This window comes from Monashia sp. NPDC004114, from assembly GCF_053603855.1.
The window spans coordinates 221,488-239,405 of record NZ_JBSGGK010000006.1; the positions used below are offsets into that span (position 1 = coordinate 221,488).

Sequence of the window (17,918 nt, forward strand, 5' to 3'; positions counted from 1 at the left end):
GAACGCCCATCTCGTCGGAGGGGCAATGAGGCCTTCCACAAGGAAAGCCCGCCCCACGAAGGAGCCCATCATGCGAGTCCTGCTCGCCGGCGCCAGCGGCGCCATCGGCCACACCCTGACCCCCGCGCTCGTCGCCGCCGGCCATGCCGTCCACGGCACCACGCGCAGCGACACCCACGCCGCCGCGATCGAGCGGGCCGGCGCGACCCCCGTCGTCATGGACGGACTGGACCGCGACTCCGTCCTGCGCGCAGTCGAGGAGGCCAAACCGGACGTCATCATCCACCAGCTGACCGCGCTCAAAGGCGGCCTGAACCCCAAGCACTTCGACCGCGACTTCGCGATGACCAACCGCCTCCGCACCGAGGCCACGCGGCACCTGCTCGAGGCCGCGCGCCGCAACGGTGTCAGCCGGTTCATCGCCCAGAGCTTCACCGGCTGGACCAACGAGCGGACCGGTCCGTCCGGAAGCGGCGGCCTCGCCGACGAGTCGACCCCGCTCGACCCGCACCCAGGCCGTGAGGCGCGCGAGACACTCCAGGCCATCCGCTGGCTGGAGGACACGGTCCCCGCCACGCCGGACCTCGACGGGATCGTGCTGCGCTACGGCGGCTTCTACGGCCCCGGGACCGGTATCGCCCGAGGCGAGGACTCCGAGATGCTCGAGCTCGTCACTCGGCGACGGCTCCCGATCGTCGGCAGCGGCGCAGGGCTCTGGTCCTTCATCCACGTCGTCGACGCTGCATCCGCGACCGTCGCCGCCGTCGACCATGGCGACCGCGGCCTCTACAACATCGTCGACGACGAGCCCGCCCCGGTGTCCGACTGGCTCCCTGCACTCGCCCGCGAGCTCGGCGCCGAACCGCCACGCCACGTCCCGGCCTGGCTCGCCAGGATGCTCATCGGCGAGCACGGCGTCAACACGATGACCAACGCGCGTGGGTCGTCCAACGCCAAGGCCAAGCGCGAGCTCGACTGGACGCTCAGGTACCCGACGTGGCGAGTCGGCTTCGCCGAAGGCCTCTGACTCCCAATCCTTCTCGTCAACTCACCGTATGCCGTTGGCTCGCCCCCCGCGCCCGAGCTCACCTTCCAGCCGGGCGCGGGTCAGCGGCATACGGCCCGCAGGTCTGGGCGGCTCGGCGAAGGCCGGCTGTGAGGGCGTCAGCCCTTGACGGCGCCGGACAGCGCGCCGCTGGTGAAGAAGCGCTGGAACATCAGGTACACGATCAGCACCGGCAGGATGGCCATGACGATGTATGCGTTGAGCTGTCCGTAAGAGTTGGTGAACTGTGTCGAGAAGTTCTGCAGCGACAGCGGGACCGTCTGCGAGTCGGCGTCCTGCAACAGGGTCAGGGCCATGGCGAACTCGTTCCAGGTGGCGACGAAGTCGAGGATGAACAGGGCGGCGAGCGCGGGTCGGGCCAGCGGCAGGATCACGCGGAAGAAGAGGCGGAAGTTGCCGGCGCCGTCGATCCGGGCAGACTCGTCGAGCTCGCGCGGGATGCCCTTGAAGAACCCGTAGAGGAAGAACGTCTGGAAGGGGATCCCGAAGGCGAGGTACGGCAGGATGATCCCGGTCGGCGAGTTGAGCAGGCCGAGATAGTCCATGGTGGTGAACATCGGAGCCAGGGCGATCTGGATGGGCACCATCGAGCCGAGCGCGACGACCAGAAGGACCGCGGTCGCGCCACGGAACCGCAGCCTCGAGATGGCGAACGCGGCCATGGCAGAGACGAACAGGCCGACGGGGACCTTGATGAGGGCGATGTAGAGGCTGTTCTTGCCCACGACCCAGAGGTTGCCCTTGTCGGCAGCATCGGGATAGTTGGACCACTTCCACTCGGTCGGCAGTGACCAGATGGAGGAGCTGCTGATCTCTGCCTGGCTCTTCAGCGACGTCAGGATCATGAAGAAGAACGGCAGAGCCCAGATGACGCACGAGATGACAAGGGCGATCCAGAGTCCGATCATCGGGAAGTCGACGCTGCGACGGTGTGCCGGGGTGACTCGGACGGTGGCCGGCCGCGTGGCGGCGGTAAGTGTTGCGTTGGCGGTCATGAGCGGTCATCTCCGATCGCGCGGATCAGGTAGGGGACGACGAGGATCAGGCTGATGAGTAGCAGGATGACCGCGAGGGCGTTGCCGCGTCCGAAGTCGTGGTTCTGGAAGGACTGTTGGTACGACCACAGTGCGAGCACCTGCGTGGACTGCACCGGGCCGCCTCCGGTCATGCCGACGATGAGGTCGAAGACCTTGAGCGAGTTGATGATCGTCAGCACGATGACCACCGCGGTGGTCGGGCGCAGCGCCGGCAGCGTCACGTGGCGGAACTTCTGCCATGCCGTGGCGCCGTCGAGGGAGGCGGCCTCGAGCAGGTCTTGCGGCACGGTCTGTAGACCGGCGAGGAACAGCACCATGGCGAACCCGGTTGACTGCCACAGGTACGCGATGAAGACCGAGTACAGGGCGGTGGACGGCTGTCCGAGCCAGTCCTGGGCCCAGTCGCCGAGCCCGATGGAGGTCAGCACGCTGTTGATGGGTCCGTAGAGCGGGTTGTAGATCCAGCGCCACATGGTGGCCACCGCGATCGAGGCAAGGACCGCCGGCACGTAGAAGACGGAGCGGAAGAGGTTCCGCCCCAAGAGCTTGCGGTTCAGGGTCACCGCGAGCAACAGCGCCAGTCCGGTCGGCAGGATGAGAGAGGCGACGACCCACAGCGCGGAGTTCTTCAGCGCGGTGAAGAACACCGGGTCTGAGGTGAACAGCGCGACGTAGTTCTGCACCCCGACGAAGACCTTGTCGGTCGTGGGGAAACCGTCCCACTTGAAGAAGCTGAGGTAGATCGCCGAGACGATCGGAAAGAGCAGGAAGACGCCGTACAGCAGGAGTGCGGGGATGAGAAAGGGCGACGACTTCAGCACGGAGGTGGAGGTCACTGGCCGACCGGACCTTCGTGGCTTGGCCGTGGGCTGGGCCACAGCCGTCAGTGAGGCTTGCGTGGACATCGTTGTCTCGCTTTCACGATCGCGCACTCCCCCGCCCGGCCCGGCCATGGCGAGAAACCGGGCCGGGCGGAGGCATGCGGCGGTGCTGGCTTACTTGTTGGCGTCGATGAACTTCTGGAACTCAGCACCTGCGGACGCGGGGTCGATGGTTCCCTGGGCGACGCCGTTCTGGATGCGCCAGTACTCCGTGGTGACGTTGGTCGGGAAGTTCTGGTCGTTGTTGAGGAAGTAGCCCTTGGCCTGGCCGAAGTAGTTCTGGAAGTCCTTGTCGATCGGCTGGTCAGAGTTGGGCTTGACCTCCTTGTTGACCGACAACGCGGCGAACGCGGACCCGAACGAGGACTGGACATCGCTGGAGGTCAGGTAGTCGGCGAACTTGGCTGCCTGGTCTGGGTGCTTGCTCGCCTTGGTGACGTACATGCCTTCGGAGAACCCGTACAGCCGGCCGGTGCCGGTCGGGATCATGAACGTGCTGACGTCGGCGATCTTGCCGCCGTTGTCGACGATGTTCTGGGTGAACCAGTCGCCCTCGATCTGCATGGCCGACTTGCCGGCGAAGAAGAGGTTCGCCGCATCGCCCTGAGCCGCACTGACCCAGCCGGTCTGGAAGTACTGGGCCCAGTTCTTGAGGTCGGTGAAGGACTTGGTGACGCACGGCTCGTTGGCCCACGAGGTCTCGCGATGGTTGAGCTGGTCGCCCTTGTCGGCGCCGCAGTTGGCCTCGATCAGGCTGTCGAGAAGGCGCATGACGTGCCAGTTGTCCTTGCCGCCGAAGGTGATCGGCGTGATGCCTGCGGCCTTCAGCTTCTGGGCGTCGGCGAGCATCTCGTCGAAGGTGGTCGGTGGGTCGGTGATGCCCGCCTTCTGGAAGAGCGCCTTGTTGTAGTAGACGACCTCCCCGCGCTGTGTCCACGGCACTCCGTGGTACCCGCCGTACTGGCTGTAGTTGGTCAGGGTGGCCGGGGTGAACCGGTCCTTCCAGCCGTACTGCTGGTAGTACGTGGTCAGGTCAAGGCTGACGTTGTTCTTGACGAACTCGCCACCGAGGCCCGGGCCGGCCCACATGTAGTAGAGGTCCGGACCGGCGCTGGTGCCGGCCGAGGTCCGTAGGGCGTCCTTGAGTGGGTCGACGGCCTTGTAGGTGACGTTGACCTTGATGTCCGGGTTCTTCTTCTCGAAGTCGCTGATGGTCTGCTTGAGCTTGGCCGTGGCGGTGTCGTTCTGCGTGACCATCCACCAGTTGATGGTGGTGGCCCCGCCGCCGGATTCGCTTCCGCCCGAGGAACGTCCGCTGCACGCAGCCAAGGCCAGTGCCCCTGCGACGGCCACCACGGTGATTGCCTTGATTCGCACTTGAGTCTCCCTTCACGCGCTCGACGTCGAGCGTCGCTGGTTGGTGTTACGTGCCGCCGGGCTCGGCTGTCACGCGGGTTGGGCCGCGCCGGCGGCTGCCGGGAGGCTGATGTAGATCCGCGGCGCTCCGCCGGGATCCGGGATCGGATCGGTCGCCGACGCGCGGTGTCCGGAACGGACCGTGTCGCCCGTCAAGGGATCCACGACGCGGTACTCGAGCGGAACGTCGGGATCGGTGATGCGGAGGGCTCCGCCGTGCTCCTGGTAGGCAAGGACGTGTCCGCTGGGGGCTCGCAGGACGCGGGGGCAGATGGCGAGGGTCCAGTCCGGGACCATGTCCGTGACGGGCAGCCCGTCGAGGACTCGTCCGACGAGGCCGACGTAGACCGAGCCGCGGAAGTCCAGGGCCTCGCGCCAGCCGGAGTCGGGGTCGAGGAAGTACGGGGCATGGCCCGGTTCGTCCTGGTGCAACCTCCACTGCCACAGGCTCGCCGCGCCGTAGACGACGCCCATGGTGCCGCCGGCGAACAGGTTGGCCCACGCCTCATGGCCCTGCCACCACCCTTCGGCGTGGCCGGCTCCTCCGGTTCGCTCGTAGGTCGGTTCGCCGTTGGCCACGGCGCGGACGGGACGGTTGCGGGCCATGTCGGCCACTCGCTCGGGGATGTGCTCGCCGCCGTGGCCGGTCTGGCACCACTGGAAGTCCAGCCACGCGGCATCCTGATGGGCATCGGCCACGGCGTGCGGTGCGTAGTGCAGTCCGGTGGGCTGCTCGTAGCAGTCCCACGCCTCGACCTCCCTGCCGCCGGCTTCGGGCTGGGGCGCCAGACCCGTTCCGTCGGCGCCGACCAGGTAGATGACCGGGCGGGCGCCGTAACGGGCGACGAGGTAACGGCAGTAGCGGGCGTAGTCCTGCGACGGGACGACGGTCCCGGCGACGCCCAGGCCCTTCCAGCCGAACCCGTGGAACACCGGCTGGAGGACCGCGGCGATTCCCCGTGCGGCCAGCGTGCCCACCAACCCGTCCAGGGTCTGGAAGTAGTCCGGGTTCAACCGGGTCAGCCGTCCGTCGGCCAGGTCCTCGAAGCCGACGTCGAAGCCCTCGTCGGCGGTGCGGTCACGCGGACCCACGGCTCTCATGTCCGGTTGCACGGTCATCAGCAGCGCAGCGTTGAAACCCTTGGCAGCGCGGTCGTCGGCGTAGAGCTCGACCTGCGGCCGGGTCGCTCGCCACGGCAGCGCCCAGGCAGTGTCGGCCACGAGCAGAGCGGCGGTGCCGTCAGCGTGAGTCAGTGAACGGCCGCCGCTGGACATCCGCCAGAACCCATGGCGCAGGAATGCCGTGCCTTCAGGGCCGGCCTGGCCCGCGCACTCCACGACTCCCGACTGTGATGCGAGCGCCTGCATCGACCCGGACGACTCGAGTGTCCAGCTCCACGCACCCTCTTGTGGAGGCGCGAACCTGACGCGCCAGGTGCGGCCACCGTCCCAGAAGGCCGGCCGGCGCAGGGCCAGTCCGTCCTCGTGCACGAACGTCGCGGCGAGCTCGCCCTCGAGGTACGGGTTCTCGAGGTCTTCCGCAGCCTGGAAGGTGAGCTCGACCTCGTGCCAGAGCTTGGCCCTGGTGGCGACGCCGGCGTGGGCCAGCAGGTCCTGCATGTCCATCTCCCTTGATGTTCGGTGTGCCTTCTGACTTGATAGGTTATCGATCACCTATCGCGCATCACAGATGTCCTGAGTAACGGATCGATAACGACTAGATATTCACCCCGCCCCATGGGTGAGACTGGGTGTGGTCCGTACGGTCGGAGCACGGAAGAGGAGCTACATGTCCAAGTCAGCGGCGCGACAGCCACAGCCGCGCCCAAAGATGGTGGACGTCGGGCGCGTGGCCGGGGTCTCGGCCCAGACCGTGTCGCGGTACTTCACCGGGAAGGGCTACGTCGGTGCGGAGACCCGCGAGCGCATCGAGGCCGCGATCAACGAGCTCAACTACCAGTTCAACGGCTCGGCACGGAACCTGCGGGTCAACTCGACGCAGACCATCGGGGTCCTCACGACCGGCCCCTCGGTGTACGGCACGTGGTCGATCGTCCAGGGCCTCAACGAAGCCGCGCACGACGCGGGCTACGCGTTGTTCACCAGCCAGGTCGAGTTCGACCCCTCAGATCCTGACGCTCCTGCCGAGATCCACCAGGCGCTGGACCGCTTCCTGTCGGCACGGGTAGACGGCCTGCTCATCTCCTCGCCGTACCTCGGCATCGAGGACATGCTCGAACGCGTCTGGGAGACCGTTCCCGTGGTCATCCTCTCCGGACGTGCGTGGCCGAAGGCGGACTCGGCGACCGTCGACTCCTACGAGGCGGGGCTTCTTGCCACGCGCCACCTGCTCGAGCTGGGCCACACGCGCATCCTGCACATCGCCGGACCCGAGCACGTCAACGAGGCGCACGAGCGCGAGCGCGGCTACCGGCAGGCCCTCGAAGAGGGCGGAGCCGCCCCGCTCCCGGTGCTCCGGGGGGACTGGTCCGCACAGTCCGGTGCCGATGTCGGCGCCGGCGTGGATCCCCGGGACTTCACGGCCGTGTTCAGCGGCAACGACCAGATGGCCCTGGGCTTCATGGGCGCGCTCCGGCGTCGCGGCCTCGTCGCCCCCGCCGACTACTCGATCGTCGGGGTGGACGACATGCCCGACGCGCGGCATTTCGCGCCGCCACTGACCTCGGTCTGGATGGACTTCGTGGAGCTGGGCAGGGTCGGCTTTCGGATGCTGGCCGAGCGCATCACGACAGGCGAGCGCATCGCGCGGCACGTGATCCGTCCGAACCTGGTGCGGCGTGAGTCGAGCGCGCCGCTGTAGTCCCCGCGTCGCTCACTCGACCCAGGGGTCGTCCGCCTCCGGGCCTACCTTGCGCTTCTCGTCGGCCTCGGCCTGCCGCTCTGCGCGCTCGTCCTCTTCGCCGGCGGGTCGTTCCAGGTCCTCGCTGGCCCAGTGCAGCAGGGCCTCGGAGCTCTCGTCGCGCGTGTCCTTGTCGTGGTGCTGCTCGTCGCTACTCATACTCATCGAGCATGGCACAGGGTGCTGAGAGCAGACTCGACGGACGCCGCTGGGCGCTGGACCCTCTCCGGCGACTCCGAGGCCCAGTGTCAGCCGATGCCGCGAGCGGAGTTGAGGTCGCGCAGCACCGCGCCCACCTCGGCGGGAGTCGATGGGCTGCCGGGGAACCCCGCGATCCGTCCGATGGGGGCGTTGTCCAGCAGCGGGCGCATCTCGGGGTCGTCCAGCAGGAATGCAGGACCAGGCTGCCCGGTCTCCCCCGTCGTGCCACCGCCCGTGAGCGCTGCCCGCACGACCTCGGCCGCCTGCGGGTCGGCAAGGATCTCCGCGACCGACGAGTCCACGGTCAGTGGGACCGCGATGCGGTCGCCGACCACCTCGACGCTGCCGTGCAGGCGAAGGTCACGGCTCGACGCACCGACGTGCACGGCATACGCGCCGCCCTCGACGACCCACGCGCCCACCTGGGTGTTCCAGTACGCGAGGTCTGCGCGCGGCACGTGCACCTGCACCTCGCGGCTCTCACCCGCAGGGACGTCTACGGAGGCAAATCCCTTGAGCTCCTTGGGCGCTCGCGTCACGGTGGAATCGGGCAGCCCGACGTAAACCTGCACCACCTCGCGCCCGTCGCGGGTGCCCGAGTTGGTGAGGGTGAGGCGAACGGTGAGCTCCGCGTCGGTCTGGCGGACCGACAGCGACGAGTAGTCGAACGTCGTGTACGACAGGCCGTGGCCGAAGGGATACTGCACGTCGACGTCCCGGGCGTCGTACCAGCGGTAGCCGACGAAGATGCCCTCGCCGTAGCGGACGTGACCGTGTTCGCCGGGGAAGGCGAGGTATGCCGGTGAGTCCTGGAGGCGATGCGGCACCGTCTCGGTGAGGCGCGCCGACGGGTTGACCGTGCCGTAGAGGACGTCGGCCACGGCACTGCCGCCGGCCTGGCCGAGCAGCCATCCCTCGAGCACGGCCGCAGCCCGGTCGGCGACCTCGCCGAGCCGTAGGACACCGCCGTTGGACAGCACGACGACGGTGCGTGGGTTCGCCTCGACCACCGCAGACAGCAGGGTGATCTGGTCTGCGGGCAGGTCGATGTCGTCGCGGTCGTAGCCCTCGGACTCCAGCTCCGCCGGCAGTCCCAGGAACACCACGGCCACGTCCTTGGAAGCAGCCAGTGCGACGGCCTCCTCGACCAACGCCTCGGACGACCGCGACTCCGACAGGCCACCCAGCACGAAGCCGGCGGCGTACCCGACCTGGGCCTCGCCGGCATACCCGGTCAGCCCGTCGAGGGCTCGGTCGAGCCGCGTCGGGTTGATCAGCGAGCTGCCGGCGCCCTGGTAACGCGGCTCGGTCGCGAAGGCGCCGATCACCGCCACGCTCTGCGACGGCGACAGGGGCAGCAGGTCGCCGTCGTTCTTGAGAAGGACGACGCTTCGACCGGCCGCCTCACGGGCGAGCGCGTGATGCCGGTCCATGTCCCAGTCGTCGCCGGAGCCGGAACTCGTTGACCGCGTGGACGATTCGGCTGTCGCGAGGCGGCCATCGCGGGTCAGCGCCTTCTGCACGAGGTCGACGACGCGGACCGCAGCCCGGTCGAGGACCGACTCGTCGAGCTCGCCGGCACGTACCGCGCCCACGATCTCGGCATCGGTACGTCCACCGCTGGACGGCATCTCCAGGTCCAGGCCTGCCGCGAGGCCGGCGACCCGGTCGTTCACTGCTCCCCAGTCGGACATCACCAGGCCCTCGTAGCCCCACTCGTCGCGCAGCACCTCCGTGAGCAGCCACGGGTTCTCGGATGCGTACGTGCCGTTGATGCGGTTGTACGAGCACATCACCGTCCAGGGGCGAGCCTCGGTCACGACGCGCTGGAAGCCACGAAGGTAGATCTCCCGCAGCGGTCGCTCGTCGACGTCGGCCGACACGCGCATCCGGTCGGTCTCCTGGTTGTTCGCTGCGAAATGCTTGACCGAAGCGCCGACGCCGCGGCTCTGCAGACCGCGCACGAGGGCGGCGCCGAGCACGCCGGAGACGAAGGGGTCCTCCGAGAAGTACTCGAAGTTGCGACCACAGAGCGGAGACCGCTTGATGTTGATCCCCGGGCCGAGCAGCACGCCGACCTCCTCGGCCACTGCTTCGTCACCCAGCGCCGCACCGACCCGCTCGAGCAGCTCCGGGTCGAACGTCGAGCCGAGCCCCACGGCCGGCGGGAAGCACGTGGCCGGGACACTGTCGGCCAGCGAGACCTGGTCCCCGCCCACTCGCTGCTTGCGCACACCGTGTGGCCCGTCGGTCAGCATTACCTCCGGAATCCCCACGCGTTCAAGCGATTTCGTGAACCAGAAGCTCGCGCCACTGGTCAGCGACGCCTTCTCCTCGAGCGTCAGTGCAGCGACCACCTCCTCGGGCGCGGAGGTGTGGATCGAGGGCACGAGGTCGGTCATCGTCGTCCTTTCGGGTCGCAGTCGCGCGACGGGCTCCCAAAACCATACGGCGCTCGGTTTTCATCTGACAAGAGGATCCGTACGATTCACTGCCATGAGCGGCAGGACCCCACGGGGCTCGTACGCCAAGGGCATCGCGAAGCGCGAAGAGATCCTCACCGCTGCCCTCGACGTCATCGCCCGCAACGGCTACCAGCGGACATCGGTGCGGGACCTCGCCGACGCGGTCGGGCTGAGCCAGGCGGGCCTGCTGCACTACTTCTCCTCCAAGGAGGAGCTGTTCGCCGAGATCCTGCGCAAGCGCGACGAGGTCGACCGCGAACGTATGCCGGATGGCCGCGGGGCCATGGTCAGCGGGCTCATCGAGGTGGTGCGCCACAACGCGACGGTGCCTGGCCTGGTCCAGCTGTACGCCCAGCTCTCCACCGAGGCGACGCATCCGGAGCACGCGGCGCACGGCTTCTTCGTGGAGCGGTACGCGTCGCTTCGAGCCGCCCTCGCGACCGAGATCCAGGCGGCTCAGGCTCGTGGCGAGCTGTCCGATGCGCTGGACGCGACGAGCGCGGCCACGATTCTGCTCGCTGCGGCCGATGGCCTTCAGACCCAGTGGATGCTCGACCCGTCCATCGACATGGCCGACCACCTCGAGACCCTGTGGCGCGTCCTTCAGCACGGGTGAGAAGTTCATGCGCGAGCCACCGCAGGCGGGTGACACGCGTCCGGCCCCCGGAGAGACTGGCAGGACAGGCCGGGCAACCTCGGACGGTGACGGCACCCTCGAACTGGAAGGACGGCATACCGTGACGACCAAGAGCGACTTCCCCGCGGAAGACTGGACACGCGTAGTGCGGGCACCGTTCGTGGCCGGTATGGCCATCTCGCTGGCCGACCCCGGAGGGCCGTTCGAGATGGGCAAGGAGACGATGGCCACGATCAAGTCGGCCACCAACCCGCCCACCCGCGAGCAGCTGCTTGCCGAGGTCGCCTTGGAGATCCAGGCGATGACCCAGGACAGGCAGAACCCGCTGAAAAGCTGGAAACCAACCGGCGGGGCCGCACCCGGCTCCCAGGTGCTCGACGAGCTCCGAGGCGTCATGACAGTCGTCGTGGCGAAGGCCACCCCCGACGAGGCGGCCGCCTTCGCGCGCTGGCTGCTCGCTACAGCCCAGGCCGCGGCCGACGCCGCCAAGGACGGCGGCTTCATGGGCTTCGGCGCGAAACAGGTCAGCGAAGGCGAACAGGCCATGCTCGACCAGGTGCGCGAGGCGGTCGGCGCCTGAGTGGCGCTTGCCCGTCCCCGGCGAGGTCGGATACGAGTCCAGAGGGGCGGGAGGAACCAGTGCGACGGAGCGCTCACTCGACCCGGTGAACACCCCACGTCGCGTGAGCCGAGCGAGACGGGGGAACTTCGCTGGTCGACTCCGCGGTAAGAAACGCTGTCGAGCCGCGGCAAACTGGGCATGAGCACAGCGACCACCGCATTCGTTCTCTCCGGAGGGGGCAGCCTCGGCGCGGTCCAGGTCGGGATGCTCCACGCGCTGGCCCACCACCACATCCGGCCGGACCTGCTCGTGGGCACATCGGCGGGGGCGATGAACGCTGCCTGGGTCGGCGGTCACGGCATGTCGGCGGAGTCCCTCGACGAGCTTGCGGAGGTCTGGGTCGGACTGCACCGGTCCGACGTGTTCCACGTCGGGCTCCGCCGGGTCGTCGGCGGCCTGCTCGGACGTCAGGCCGCGGTCGCCTCCGAGGACCGCCTCCGCGACCTCGTCACGAGACACACCGGCTTCGCCGACCTGGCCGAGGCGAAGATCCCGGTCCACTTCGTGGCAGCCGACGTGCTCAGCGGGCGCTCCGTGCTCGTCAGCGACGGGCAGGTCACGACCGGGCTCCTGGCGAGCACGGCCATCCCGGGCGTCTTCCCGCCGGTGGCAATAGGCGGACGCCTCCTCATGGACGGTGCTCTCGCCGACCGCTCCGGTGTCAACCACGCCGTCGACCTCGGCGCCACGGAGATCTACCTCCTGCCCTCCGGCTCACCATGCGCGCTGGCGCACCCGCCGACATCGGCGATCGGCCTGGCCACCCACGCCCTGAGCCTGTTGCTCGAGCAACGGCTGGTCGCCGAGGTCGCGGCCCTGGCGGACCGGGCGAAGCTGAGGGTCCTGCCGCCGCTGTGCCCGCTCGCGGTTCCTGCCACCGACTTCACCCACGCTGCCGAGCTCGTCGCCCGCGGCCGTCGGAGCGCTCTCGACTGGATGGCGAGCGGTGGTACCGAGCTGCCCTCTCCCGAAAGGTTCCTCACGATGCACCACCATCGCAGCGGCATACGGCCCCGCGGGCGACCACTGGGCCGGACGCAGTCGCTGGCGCGGCGGGCGATCATCGGGTCGGGCTCAACGAGATCTACCTGACCCTGGCGGTGGAACACGTCGACCTTGGGGCCCTCTGACCCCGCACATGCGTCAGGCCGGACGCCCGCATTGCATCGGGAAGTTCCGGCCTGGCTATCCGACTCCCTAGGAGCCGTCTGATGTCAAGGGTACGGATGTTGTCTTATGACGTCCACATGTGGTCCCTGACGTGCCCAGATCGGCCCCAGCGCGCCGGTGTCGACGCGTATCTCGTCGGCCGAGTAGAGCAATGTTGCGGCGCGTGGCCCGACGATGGCGGCCAGGGGTCTCACGCCGCACCGGCACCCTGATCGCCGCGACGACATCTCCCTGAGAGCAACCAGGGGGGAATAGGTACCGGGATGCGTACTTTCCCGGATGTACGTGGACGCGTGGCTGAGGACTCTGGCATGCAAGCGAACACCTCGAGTCCTCCTAGGGCCTGCCATGTACTCCACCTCACGCATCACGCTTAGCCCGTCGGGCGTCGTCGGTGCGCCGGTGCGTGCGCAGGCTCCGGGCCCGGACCGCGGCTGGTGGCGCCAGGCGGTCACCTACCAGGTGTATGTGCGCAGCTTCCAGGACTCCGACGGTGACGGCGTCGGAGACCTGGACGGCGTTCGCAGCAGGCTGCCCTACCTGCGTGAGCTGGGAGTCGACGCGATCTGGATCAGTCCCTTCTACCCCTCGCCGCAGCACGACCACGGGTACGACGTGGCCGACTACATGAACGTGAACCCCGAGCTCGGCACCCTCGAGGGCTTCGACGCCCTCCTTCGCGACGCCCACCGCCTGGACCTCAAGGTCATCACCGACATGGTCCCCAACCACTGCTCGGTCGATCACCCGTGGTTCACCGCCGCGGTCGCAGCCGGCCCCGGCAGCCGCGAGCGGCAACGGTTCCACTTCGCCGACGGCCGAGGTGGGCACGGGGAGCTCCCGCCGAACAACTGGTGCTCCATCTTCGGCGGGCCGGCATGGCAGCGCGCCACCGAGCCGGATGGCACCGAAGGACAGTGGTACCTGCACACCTTCGCGCCCGAGCAGGCCGACTTCAACTGGATCCACCCGGACGTCAACGACTACTTCGACGAGGTGATCCGCTTCTGGTTCGACCGCGGTGTCGACGGGCTCCGGATCGATGTGGCCCACGGTCTGCACAAGGGCAAAGGCCTGCCTGACCACGACCTGGCCCCGATGGACGAGCTCACGGGTGACCCGGTCAACCCGTACGCGTGGAACCAGCCCGAGGTCCACGACGTCTGGCGGCGGTGGCGCCAGATCGCGGAGGAGTACACCGACACGACGGGGCGCGAGCGGGTGCTCATCGGCGAGGTCGGGGTGCTCGATGCCGCGCAGCTCGCGGACTACCAGCGGCCTGATGAGCTGCACCAGAGCTTCTTCTTCGACTTCCTCCGCACCCCGTGGGACGTCGGGGACCTGCGCGACTCGATCGAGCGCGGCCTGCGAGCCGTGTCTGCGCACGGGTCTCCGGTCGCCTGGGTGCTCAACAACCACGACATGCCCCGGGTGGTGACCCGGTATGCCGGTGGTGCGCCGGGCGGTGACGCCGGCGACGTCGACCTCGGCACCGCGCGGGCCCGCGCCGCAGCCCTGCTCATGCTGGCTATGCCGGGATCGACGTTCCTCTACCAGGGCGAGGAGCTCGGGCTGCCCGAGGTCACCGACCTGCCCGACGACGTGCTCACCGACCCGATGTTCCATCGCACGGGTGGAGCCCGACGTGGCCGAGACGGGTGCCGGGTGCCGCTGCCCTGGACCTCGTCTCCTGCCGACTCCTTCGGCTTCTCGCCGGCCGATCCCACTGCGGGCGGCCGCGCACCATGGCTGCCGCAGCCGGCGTGGTTCGAGTACTACTCCGTCGACAATCAGCTCGGGTCGGATGAGTCGATGCTTCAGCTCTACCGCGAGGCAATCGCCTTGCGACGCCGACTGGCAGCGCCGTCCTTCAGCGAGTTCCGTTGGCTGCCAGCGGAACCAGGTGTGCTGGCGTTCGCTCGCGGCGATGGTTTCGCGTGCGTCGTCAACTGCTCGTCGCGCCTCGTGCGCACTCCTGTCGACGGTCAGCTCCTGCTCGCGAGCGACCCCGAGACGGGAGAGAAGCTGCCACCGAACAGCGCCGCCTGGTTCGAGCTGACCAGAGCGCCCCTCGACGACGTGTGACTACGCGCCGGAAGGCGCCCGCGGAGGCCAGACGTCTGCACCGAGCTCCCGCGAGACCGACCTCGCGGCCTCCCGGACGAGGTCACGTGCGCTGTGGCCAGCAACGTCTCCGTCGGACGGGATCACGACACCGATGGCCCCGACAGCCTCCCCGTAGGAGTCGAAGATCGGGCTCCCGATCGAGCTCTCGCCGATCACCGCCTCGTCCTGCTCCACGGCGAACCCGCTCACCCGGATCTCGTCGAGCTGAGCCCGGAGCCCAACGGGTGAGGTGATGGTCTCCCCGGTCATGCTGCGTAGCTCAGCGGAGGCGAGCACCCGCTTCTCATCGTCGGGCAGGAACGCGAGCATGGCCTTGCCGAGGGCGCTGGCGTGGGCGGGGATGACGATGCCGACCTCGGGCATCTGCCTGCTCCCGTCAGGGCGCGGCTCATGGTGGATGATCACGACGTCGTCGACGAGGAGCACACCGGTGCGCACCGCGAGACCCGTCCGGCGGGCGAGGTCCTCGGCCCAGGGAATCGCCCGGGATCGCAGCTCGAGGGTGTCGAGGTAGACGTTGCCCAGCCGCAGGACCGCAGGCCCAAGCTGGTAGCGGCTGGAACCCCGCTCCTGCACGACCATGCCGTGCTCGACGAGGCTTCGGACGATGCCGTGCGTCGTCGAGGGCGCAAGCTCGAGCCGCGCTGCCAGCTCGGACAGGCTCAGGCGGCGCGCGCCCTGAAGCGCGCTGAGGACGCGAATGGCGCGGTCGACCGATTGGATCACTTTTGTCCCTCTGCTGCGGTCCGTTCACGAAGACCCTTGCCTCCCAGTGAATCACAGGTGTAGCCTCCAAATCACGTTCGACAATGTCGAACATCATTCGTACAACTTGCAAAGGGGCAAGGGCGATGCTTGACGAGACCAACTTCCTCCAGCGCCTGGGCGCTGAAGTCATCGGGACCGCGTTCCTGGTGTTCATCGGGGTGGGGTCCGTCCCCGCCACCTTGATCGTCAACGGCAATGCGCCGTTCACCATGGCCGACCTCGGCGTGATCTCCCTGGCGTTCGGCACCGTGGTGATCGCCACGGTGTACGCCTTGGGGCACGTCGGCGGCAACCACATCAACCCGGCCGTGACCATCGGTCTTGCCGTCTCCGGCAAGTTCCCCTGGTCGCAGGTGCCGGCCTACATCGGCGCACAGGTCGTCGGCGCCGTGATCGGCGCTGGGGCGATCATCGGCGTCCTCGGCCACAAGGCCAGCGAGGTGGGCCTCGGGGTCGCCTCCTACGGCGACATCAGCTGGGTCCAGGCCTTCACCGCGGAGTTCGTCGGCACCTTCATCCTGGTGTTCACGATCTTCGGCGTCATCCACCGCAAGGCCGCCGCCGGGTTCGCCGGGGTGGCGATCGGCCTGGTTGTCTTCGCGGCCATCATTCCCGTTGCTCCCACGACGGGCGCATCCATCAACCCGGCTCGTACCGTTGGTCCCATGTTCGTCCAGCAGCTCGCGGGCGGCACGGTGAAGTGGTCGCAGCTGCCTGTCTACCTCGCGGCAGAGATCCTCGCCGGGGTCGCCGCCGCGCTGGTGTACGGCCTGCTGGCCCGCACGCCCGCCGACCGGTCTGCTCCCGCTGCGGGACCGGACCTGGCAGACCCAGAGCCCCAGCTGTCTGACGCTCGCCAACCGAGCAGTGTCTGACGGTCCCTCACCACTGCACACCGAAAGGGACTGACCATGAAGAAGCTGATCAACGACCCCAGCGACGTCGTACTGGAGGCCCTGCGCGGGGTCGAGGCGGCTCATCCGGAGCTGCGGGTCGACCATGAGAACAAGGTCATCTACCGGGGCGGAGCCCCGAAGCCGGGCAAGGTCGGACTCATCTCGGGCGGCGGCTCGGGGCACGAACCGCTCCACGGTGGGTTCGTCGGTCTCGGGATGCTCGACGCGGCCTGTGCCGGCGACGTGTTCACCTCGCCGGTGCCCGGGCAGATCCTGGCCGCCACGAAGCTGGTCGACGGCGGCGCCGGCATCCTGCACGTGGTCAAGAACTACACGGGCGACGTGATGAACTTCGAGATGGCTGCCGAGATGGCGGCCGCGGAGACCGGTGCCCGCGTCGTGTCGGTGGTGACCGACGACGACGTCGCGGTCCAGGACAGCACCTGGACGGCGGGACGCCGCGGGGTCGGCGTGACGGTTCTGGTCGAGAAGATCGCCGGGGCCGCCGCCGAGCAGGGGCGAGACCTCGAGGAGGTGGCCCGGATCGCCCGTTCCGTCAACGCGAACGGTCGCAGCATGGGCCTGGCCCTGACGTCGTGCACCGTGCCCGCAGTGGGACACCCGACATTCGACCTCGGCGAGGACGAGATGGAGCTCGGTGTCGGGATCCACGGCGAGCCCGGTCGGGAGCGGGTCCCGCTCGCGCCCGCGCGTGAGATCGCCTCGATGCTGGTCGAGCCCATCGTCGCGGACCTGCCGTTCGCCAAGGGCGAGCCGGTCATCGCCTTCGTCAACGGCCTGGGCGGCACTCCGCTCATCGAGCTCTATGTGATGTACAACGAGATCCAGCAGCTCCTCGACCAGCACGGCCTGCCCGTCGCGAGGTCGCTCGTGGGCTCCTACATCACCTCACTCGACATGGCGGGCGTCTCCGTGACCCTGCTTCGGGTCGATGACGAGCTGCTCTCCCTCTGGGACGCTCCTGTGAACACTCCGGCGTTGAGATGGGGCATCTGAGCATGAGCGACGACGTGACCACGGCGGTCTTCGAGGACTGGGTGCGCAGGTTCGCCCAGCTGATCGCGGAGAACCGGGACCACCTCACCGAGCTCGACGCGGCGATCGGCGATGCCGACCACGGGTCGAACATGGACCGAGGTATGAAGGCCGCCGTGGCCGCGCTGGACGACAACCCGCCGCCGAACGCCTCCGCGCTGCTGTCCAAGGTCGGGATGACGTTGGTCTCCACGGTCGGTGGAGCGAGCGGGCCGTTGTTCGGGACGATGTTCATGCGCATGGGGGCCTCGCTCGGGCCCGCCGGCGAGACCATGTCGGGCGACACGGTCTCCGGCGACGCGTTCGCGGCCGCACTTCGAGCCGGGCTCGGTGGGGTGGTCGACCGCGGCAAGGCCGCACCCGGTGACAAGACGATGTATGACGCCCTGGCCCCCGCCGTCGAGGCCCTCGAGCGCTCCCTTGCCGTCGACGGCATGCTGGCGCAGGGGCTCGAAGCAGCCCGGTATGCCGCAGCGGCCGGTCGCGACGCCACCACCCCGATGCTGGCCCGCAAGGGCCGGGCGAGCTATCTCGGTGAACGCAGCGTCGGACACCAGGACCCCGGCGCTGCGAGCGTGGCTCTGCTGCTCGAGGCCGCCGCGGCCGCGGCGGGCGCACCCAGCGCCTCCACGGCGGACGAGACGGCCGGCGTGGACGGTGCGGCCGACACCGCCACCTGATGGGTGACGTCGCCGACGGCATACCCATGCCTGACC

Annotated in this window: 16 protein-coding genes; 9 read left to right on the top strand and 7 right to left on the bottom strand. The window is 68.7% G+C overall.

The window, feature by feature from the left end; genetic code table 11:
- The first annotated feature begins 70 nt into the window (after window positions 1–70).
- Window positions 71–1,027, top strand: a complete 957-nt coding sequence (locus ACWEOW_RS10435) for an NAD-dependent epimerase/dehydratase family protein (protein WP_452269124.1) — start codon at window positions 71–73, stop codon at window positions 1,025–1,027.
- Between the two features lie 137 nt (window positions 1,028–1,164).
- Here the strand turns inward: ACWEOW_RS10435 and ACWEOW_RS10440 are convergent, their stop codons facing one another.
- The 4 genes from ACWEOW_RS10440 to ACWEOW_RS10455 form a co-directional block, all read right to left on the bottom strand.
- Window positions 1,165–2,061, bottom strand: a complete 897-nt coding sequence (locus tag ACWEOW_RS10440) for a carbohydrate ABC transporter permease (RefSeq protein WP_452269125.1) — start codon at window positions 2,059–2,061, stop codon at window positions 1,165–1,167.
- Window positions 2,058–2,939 (bottom strand): carbohydrate ABC transporter permease, encoded by an 882-nt coding sequence (locus tag ACWEOW_RS10445; protein ID WP_452269126.1) that lies wholly within the window; start codon window positions 2,937–2,939, stop codon window positions 2,058–2,060. Before ACWEOW_RS10445 ends, ACWEOW_RS10440 begins: the two co-directional genes overlap by 4 nt.
- 159 nt (window positions 2,940–3,098) lie before the next feature.
- Complete coding sequence (locus ACWEOW_RS10450) at window positions 3,099–4,361, bottom strand: ABC transporter substrate-binding protein (protein WP_452269127.1); 1,263 nt, start codon at window positions 4,359–4,361, stop codon at window positions 3,099–3,101.
- A 69-nt stretch (window positions 4,362–4,430) separates the two neighbouring features.
- Entirely contained in the window at window positions 4,431–6,020 is a 1,590-nt protein-coding gene (locus ACWEOW_RS10455; RefSeq protein ID WP_452269128.1) for an apiosidase-like domain-containing protein, read from the bottom strand.
- A 169-nt stretch (window positions 6,021–6,189) separates the two neighbouring features.
- On the opposite strand from ACWEOW_RS10455, the gene ACWEOW_RS10460 reads away from it, so the two are divergent.
- Complete coding sequence (locus ACWEOW_RS10460; RefSeq protein ID WP_452269129.1) at window positions 6,190–7,221, top strand: LacI family DNA-binding transcriptional regulator; 1,032 nt, start codon at window positions 6,190–6,192, stop codon at window positions 7,219–7,221.
- Window positions 7,222–7,233: 12 nt separating this feature from the next.
- Here ACWEOW_RS10460 and ACWEOW_RS10465 read toward each other — a convergent pair whose 3' ends face one another.
- Window positions 7,234–7,419, bottom strand: coding sequence for a hypothetical protein (locus ACWEOW_RS10465; protein WP_452269130.1), 186 nt, complete (start codon window positions 7,417–7,419; stop codon window positions 7,234–7,236).
- Between the two features lie 89 nt (window positions 7,420–7,508).
- Entirely contained in the window at window positions 7,509–9,863 is a 2,355-nt protein-coding gene (locus ACWEOW_RS10470; RefSeq protein ID WP_452269131.1) for a glycoside hydrolase family 3 C-terminal domain-containing protein, read from the bottom strand.
- Window positions 9,864–9,957: 94 nt separating this feature from the next.
- On the opposite strand from ACWEOW_RS10470, the gene ACWEOW_RS10475 reads away from it, so the two are divergent.
- The 4 genes from ACWEOW_RS10475 to ACWEOW_RS10490 all read left to right on the top strand — a co-directional run bounded on the left by ACWEOW_RS10475 (window position 9,958) and on the right by ACWEOW_RS10490 (window position 14,440).
- Window positions 9,958–10,542, top strand: coding sequence for a TetR family transcriptional regulator (locus ACWEOW_RS10475; protein WP_452269132.1), 585 nt, complete (start codon window positions 9,958–9,960; stop codon window positions 10,540–10,542).
- A 121-nt stretch (window positions 10,543–10,663) separates the two neighbouring features.
- Window positions 10,664–11,143: a hypothetical protein gene (locus tag ACWEOW_RS10480; protein WP_452269133.1), complete on the top strand. Its 480-nt coding sequence runs from the start codon at window positions 10,664–10,666 to the stop codon at window positions 11,141–11,143.
- Window positions 11,144–11,323: 180 nt separating this feature from the next.
- Entirely contained in the window at window positions 11,324–12,277 is a 954-nt protein-coding gene (locus ACWEOW_RS10485) for a patatin-like phospholipase family protein (protein WP_452269134.1), read from the top strand.
- Between the two features lie 426 nt (window positions 12,278–12,703).
- Complete coding sequence (locus ACWEOW_RS10490; protein WP_452269135.1) at window positions 12,704–14,440, top strand: glycoside hydrolase family 13 protein; 1,737 nt, start codon at window positions 12,704–12,706, stop codon at window positions 14,438–14,440.
- On the opposite strand, the gene ACWEOW_RS10495 is transcribed toward ACWEOW_RS10490, so the two are convergent.
- Window positions 14,441–15,208 carry an IclR family transcriptional regulator gene (locus ACWEOW_RS10495; protein ID WP_452269136.1) on the bottom strand — a complete coding sequence of 256 codons (768 nt, stop codon included), beginning with the start codon at window positions 15,206–15,208 and terminating at the stop codon, window positions 14,441–14,443. It abuts the gene before it with no gap.
- Window positions 15,209–15,333: 125 nt separating this feature from the next.
- Here ACWEOW_RS10495 and ACWEOW_RS10500 point away from each other — a divergent pair, with 125 nt between their 5' ends.
- From ACWEOW_RS10500 to dhaL, 3 genes are read left to right on the top strand one after another with little or no spacing between them, the layout of a single operon-like run.
- Entirely contained in the window at window positions 15,334–16,125 is a 792-nt protein-coding gene (locus ACWEOW_RS10500) for an MIP/aquaporin family protein (protein WP_452269137.1), read from the top strand.
- A gap of 36 nt (window positions 16,126–16,161) precedes the next feature.
- Entirely contained in the window at window positions 16,162–17,163 is a 1,002-nt protein-coding gene (gene dhaK, locus ACWEOW_RS10505) for a dihydroxyacetone kinase subunit DhaK (RefSeq protein ID WP_452269138.1), read from the top strand.
- Between the two features lie 2 nt (window positions 17,164–17,165).
- Window positions 17,166–17,882 (top strand): dihydroxyacetone kinase subunit DhaL, encoded by a 717-nt coding sequence (gene dhaL, locus ACWEOW_RS10510; RefSeq protein WP_452269139.1) that lies wholly within the window; start codon window positions 17,166–17,168, stop codon window positions 17,880–17,882.
- Window positions 17,883–17,918: the final 36 nt, after the last annotated feature.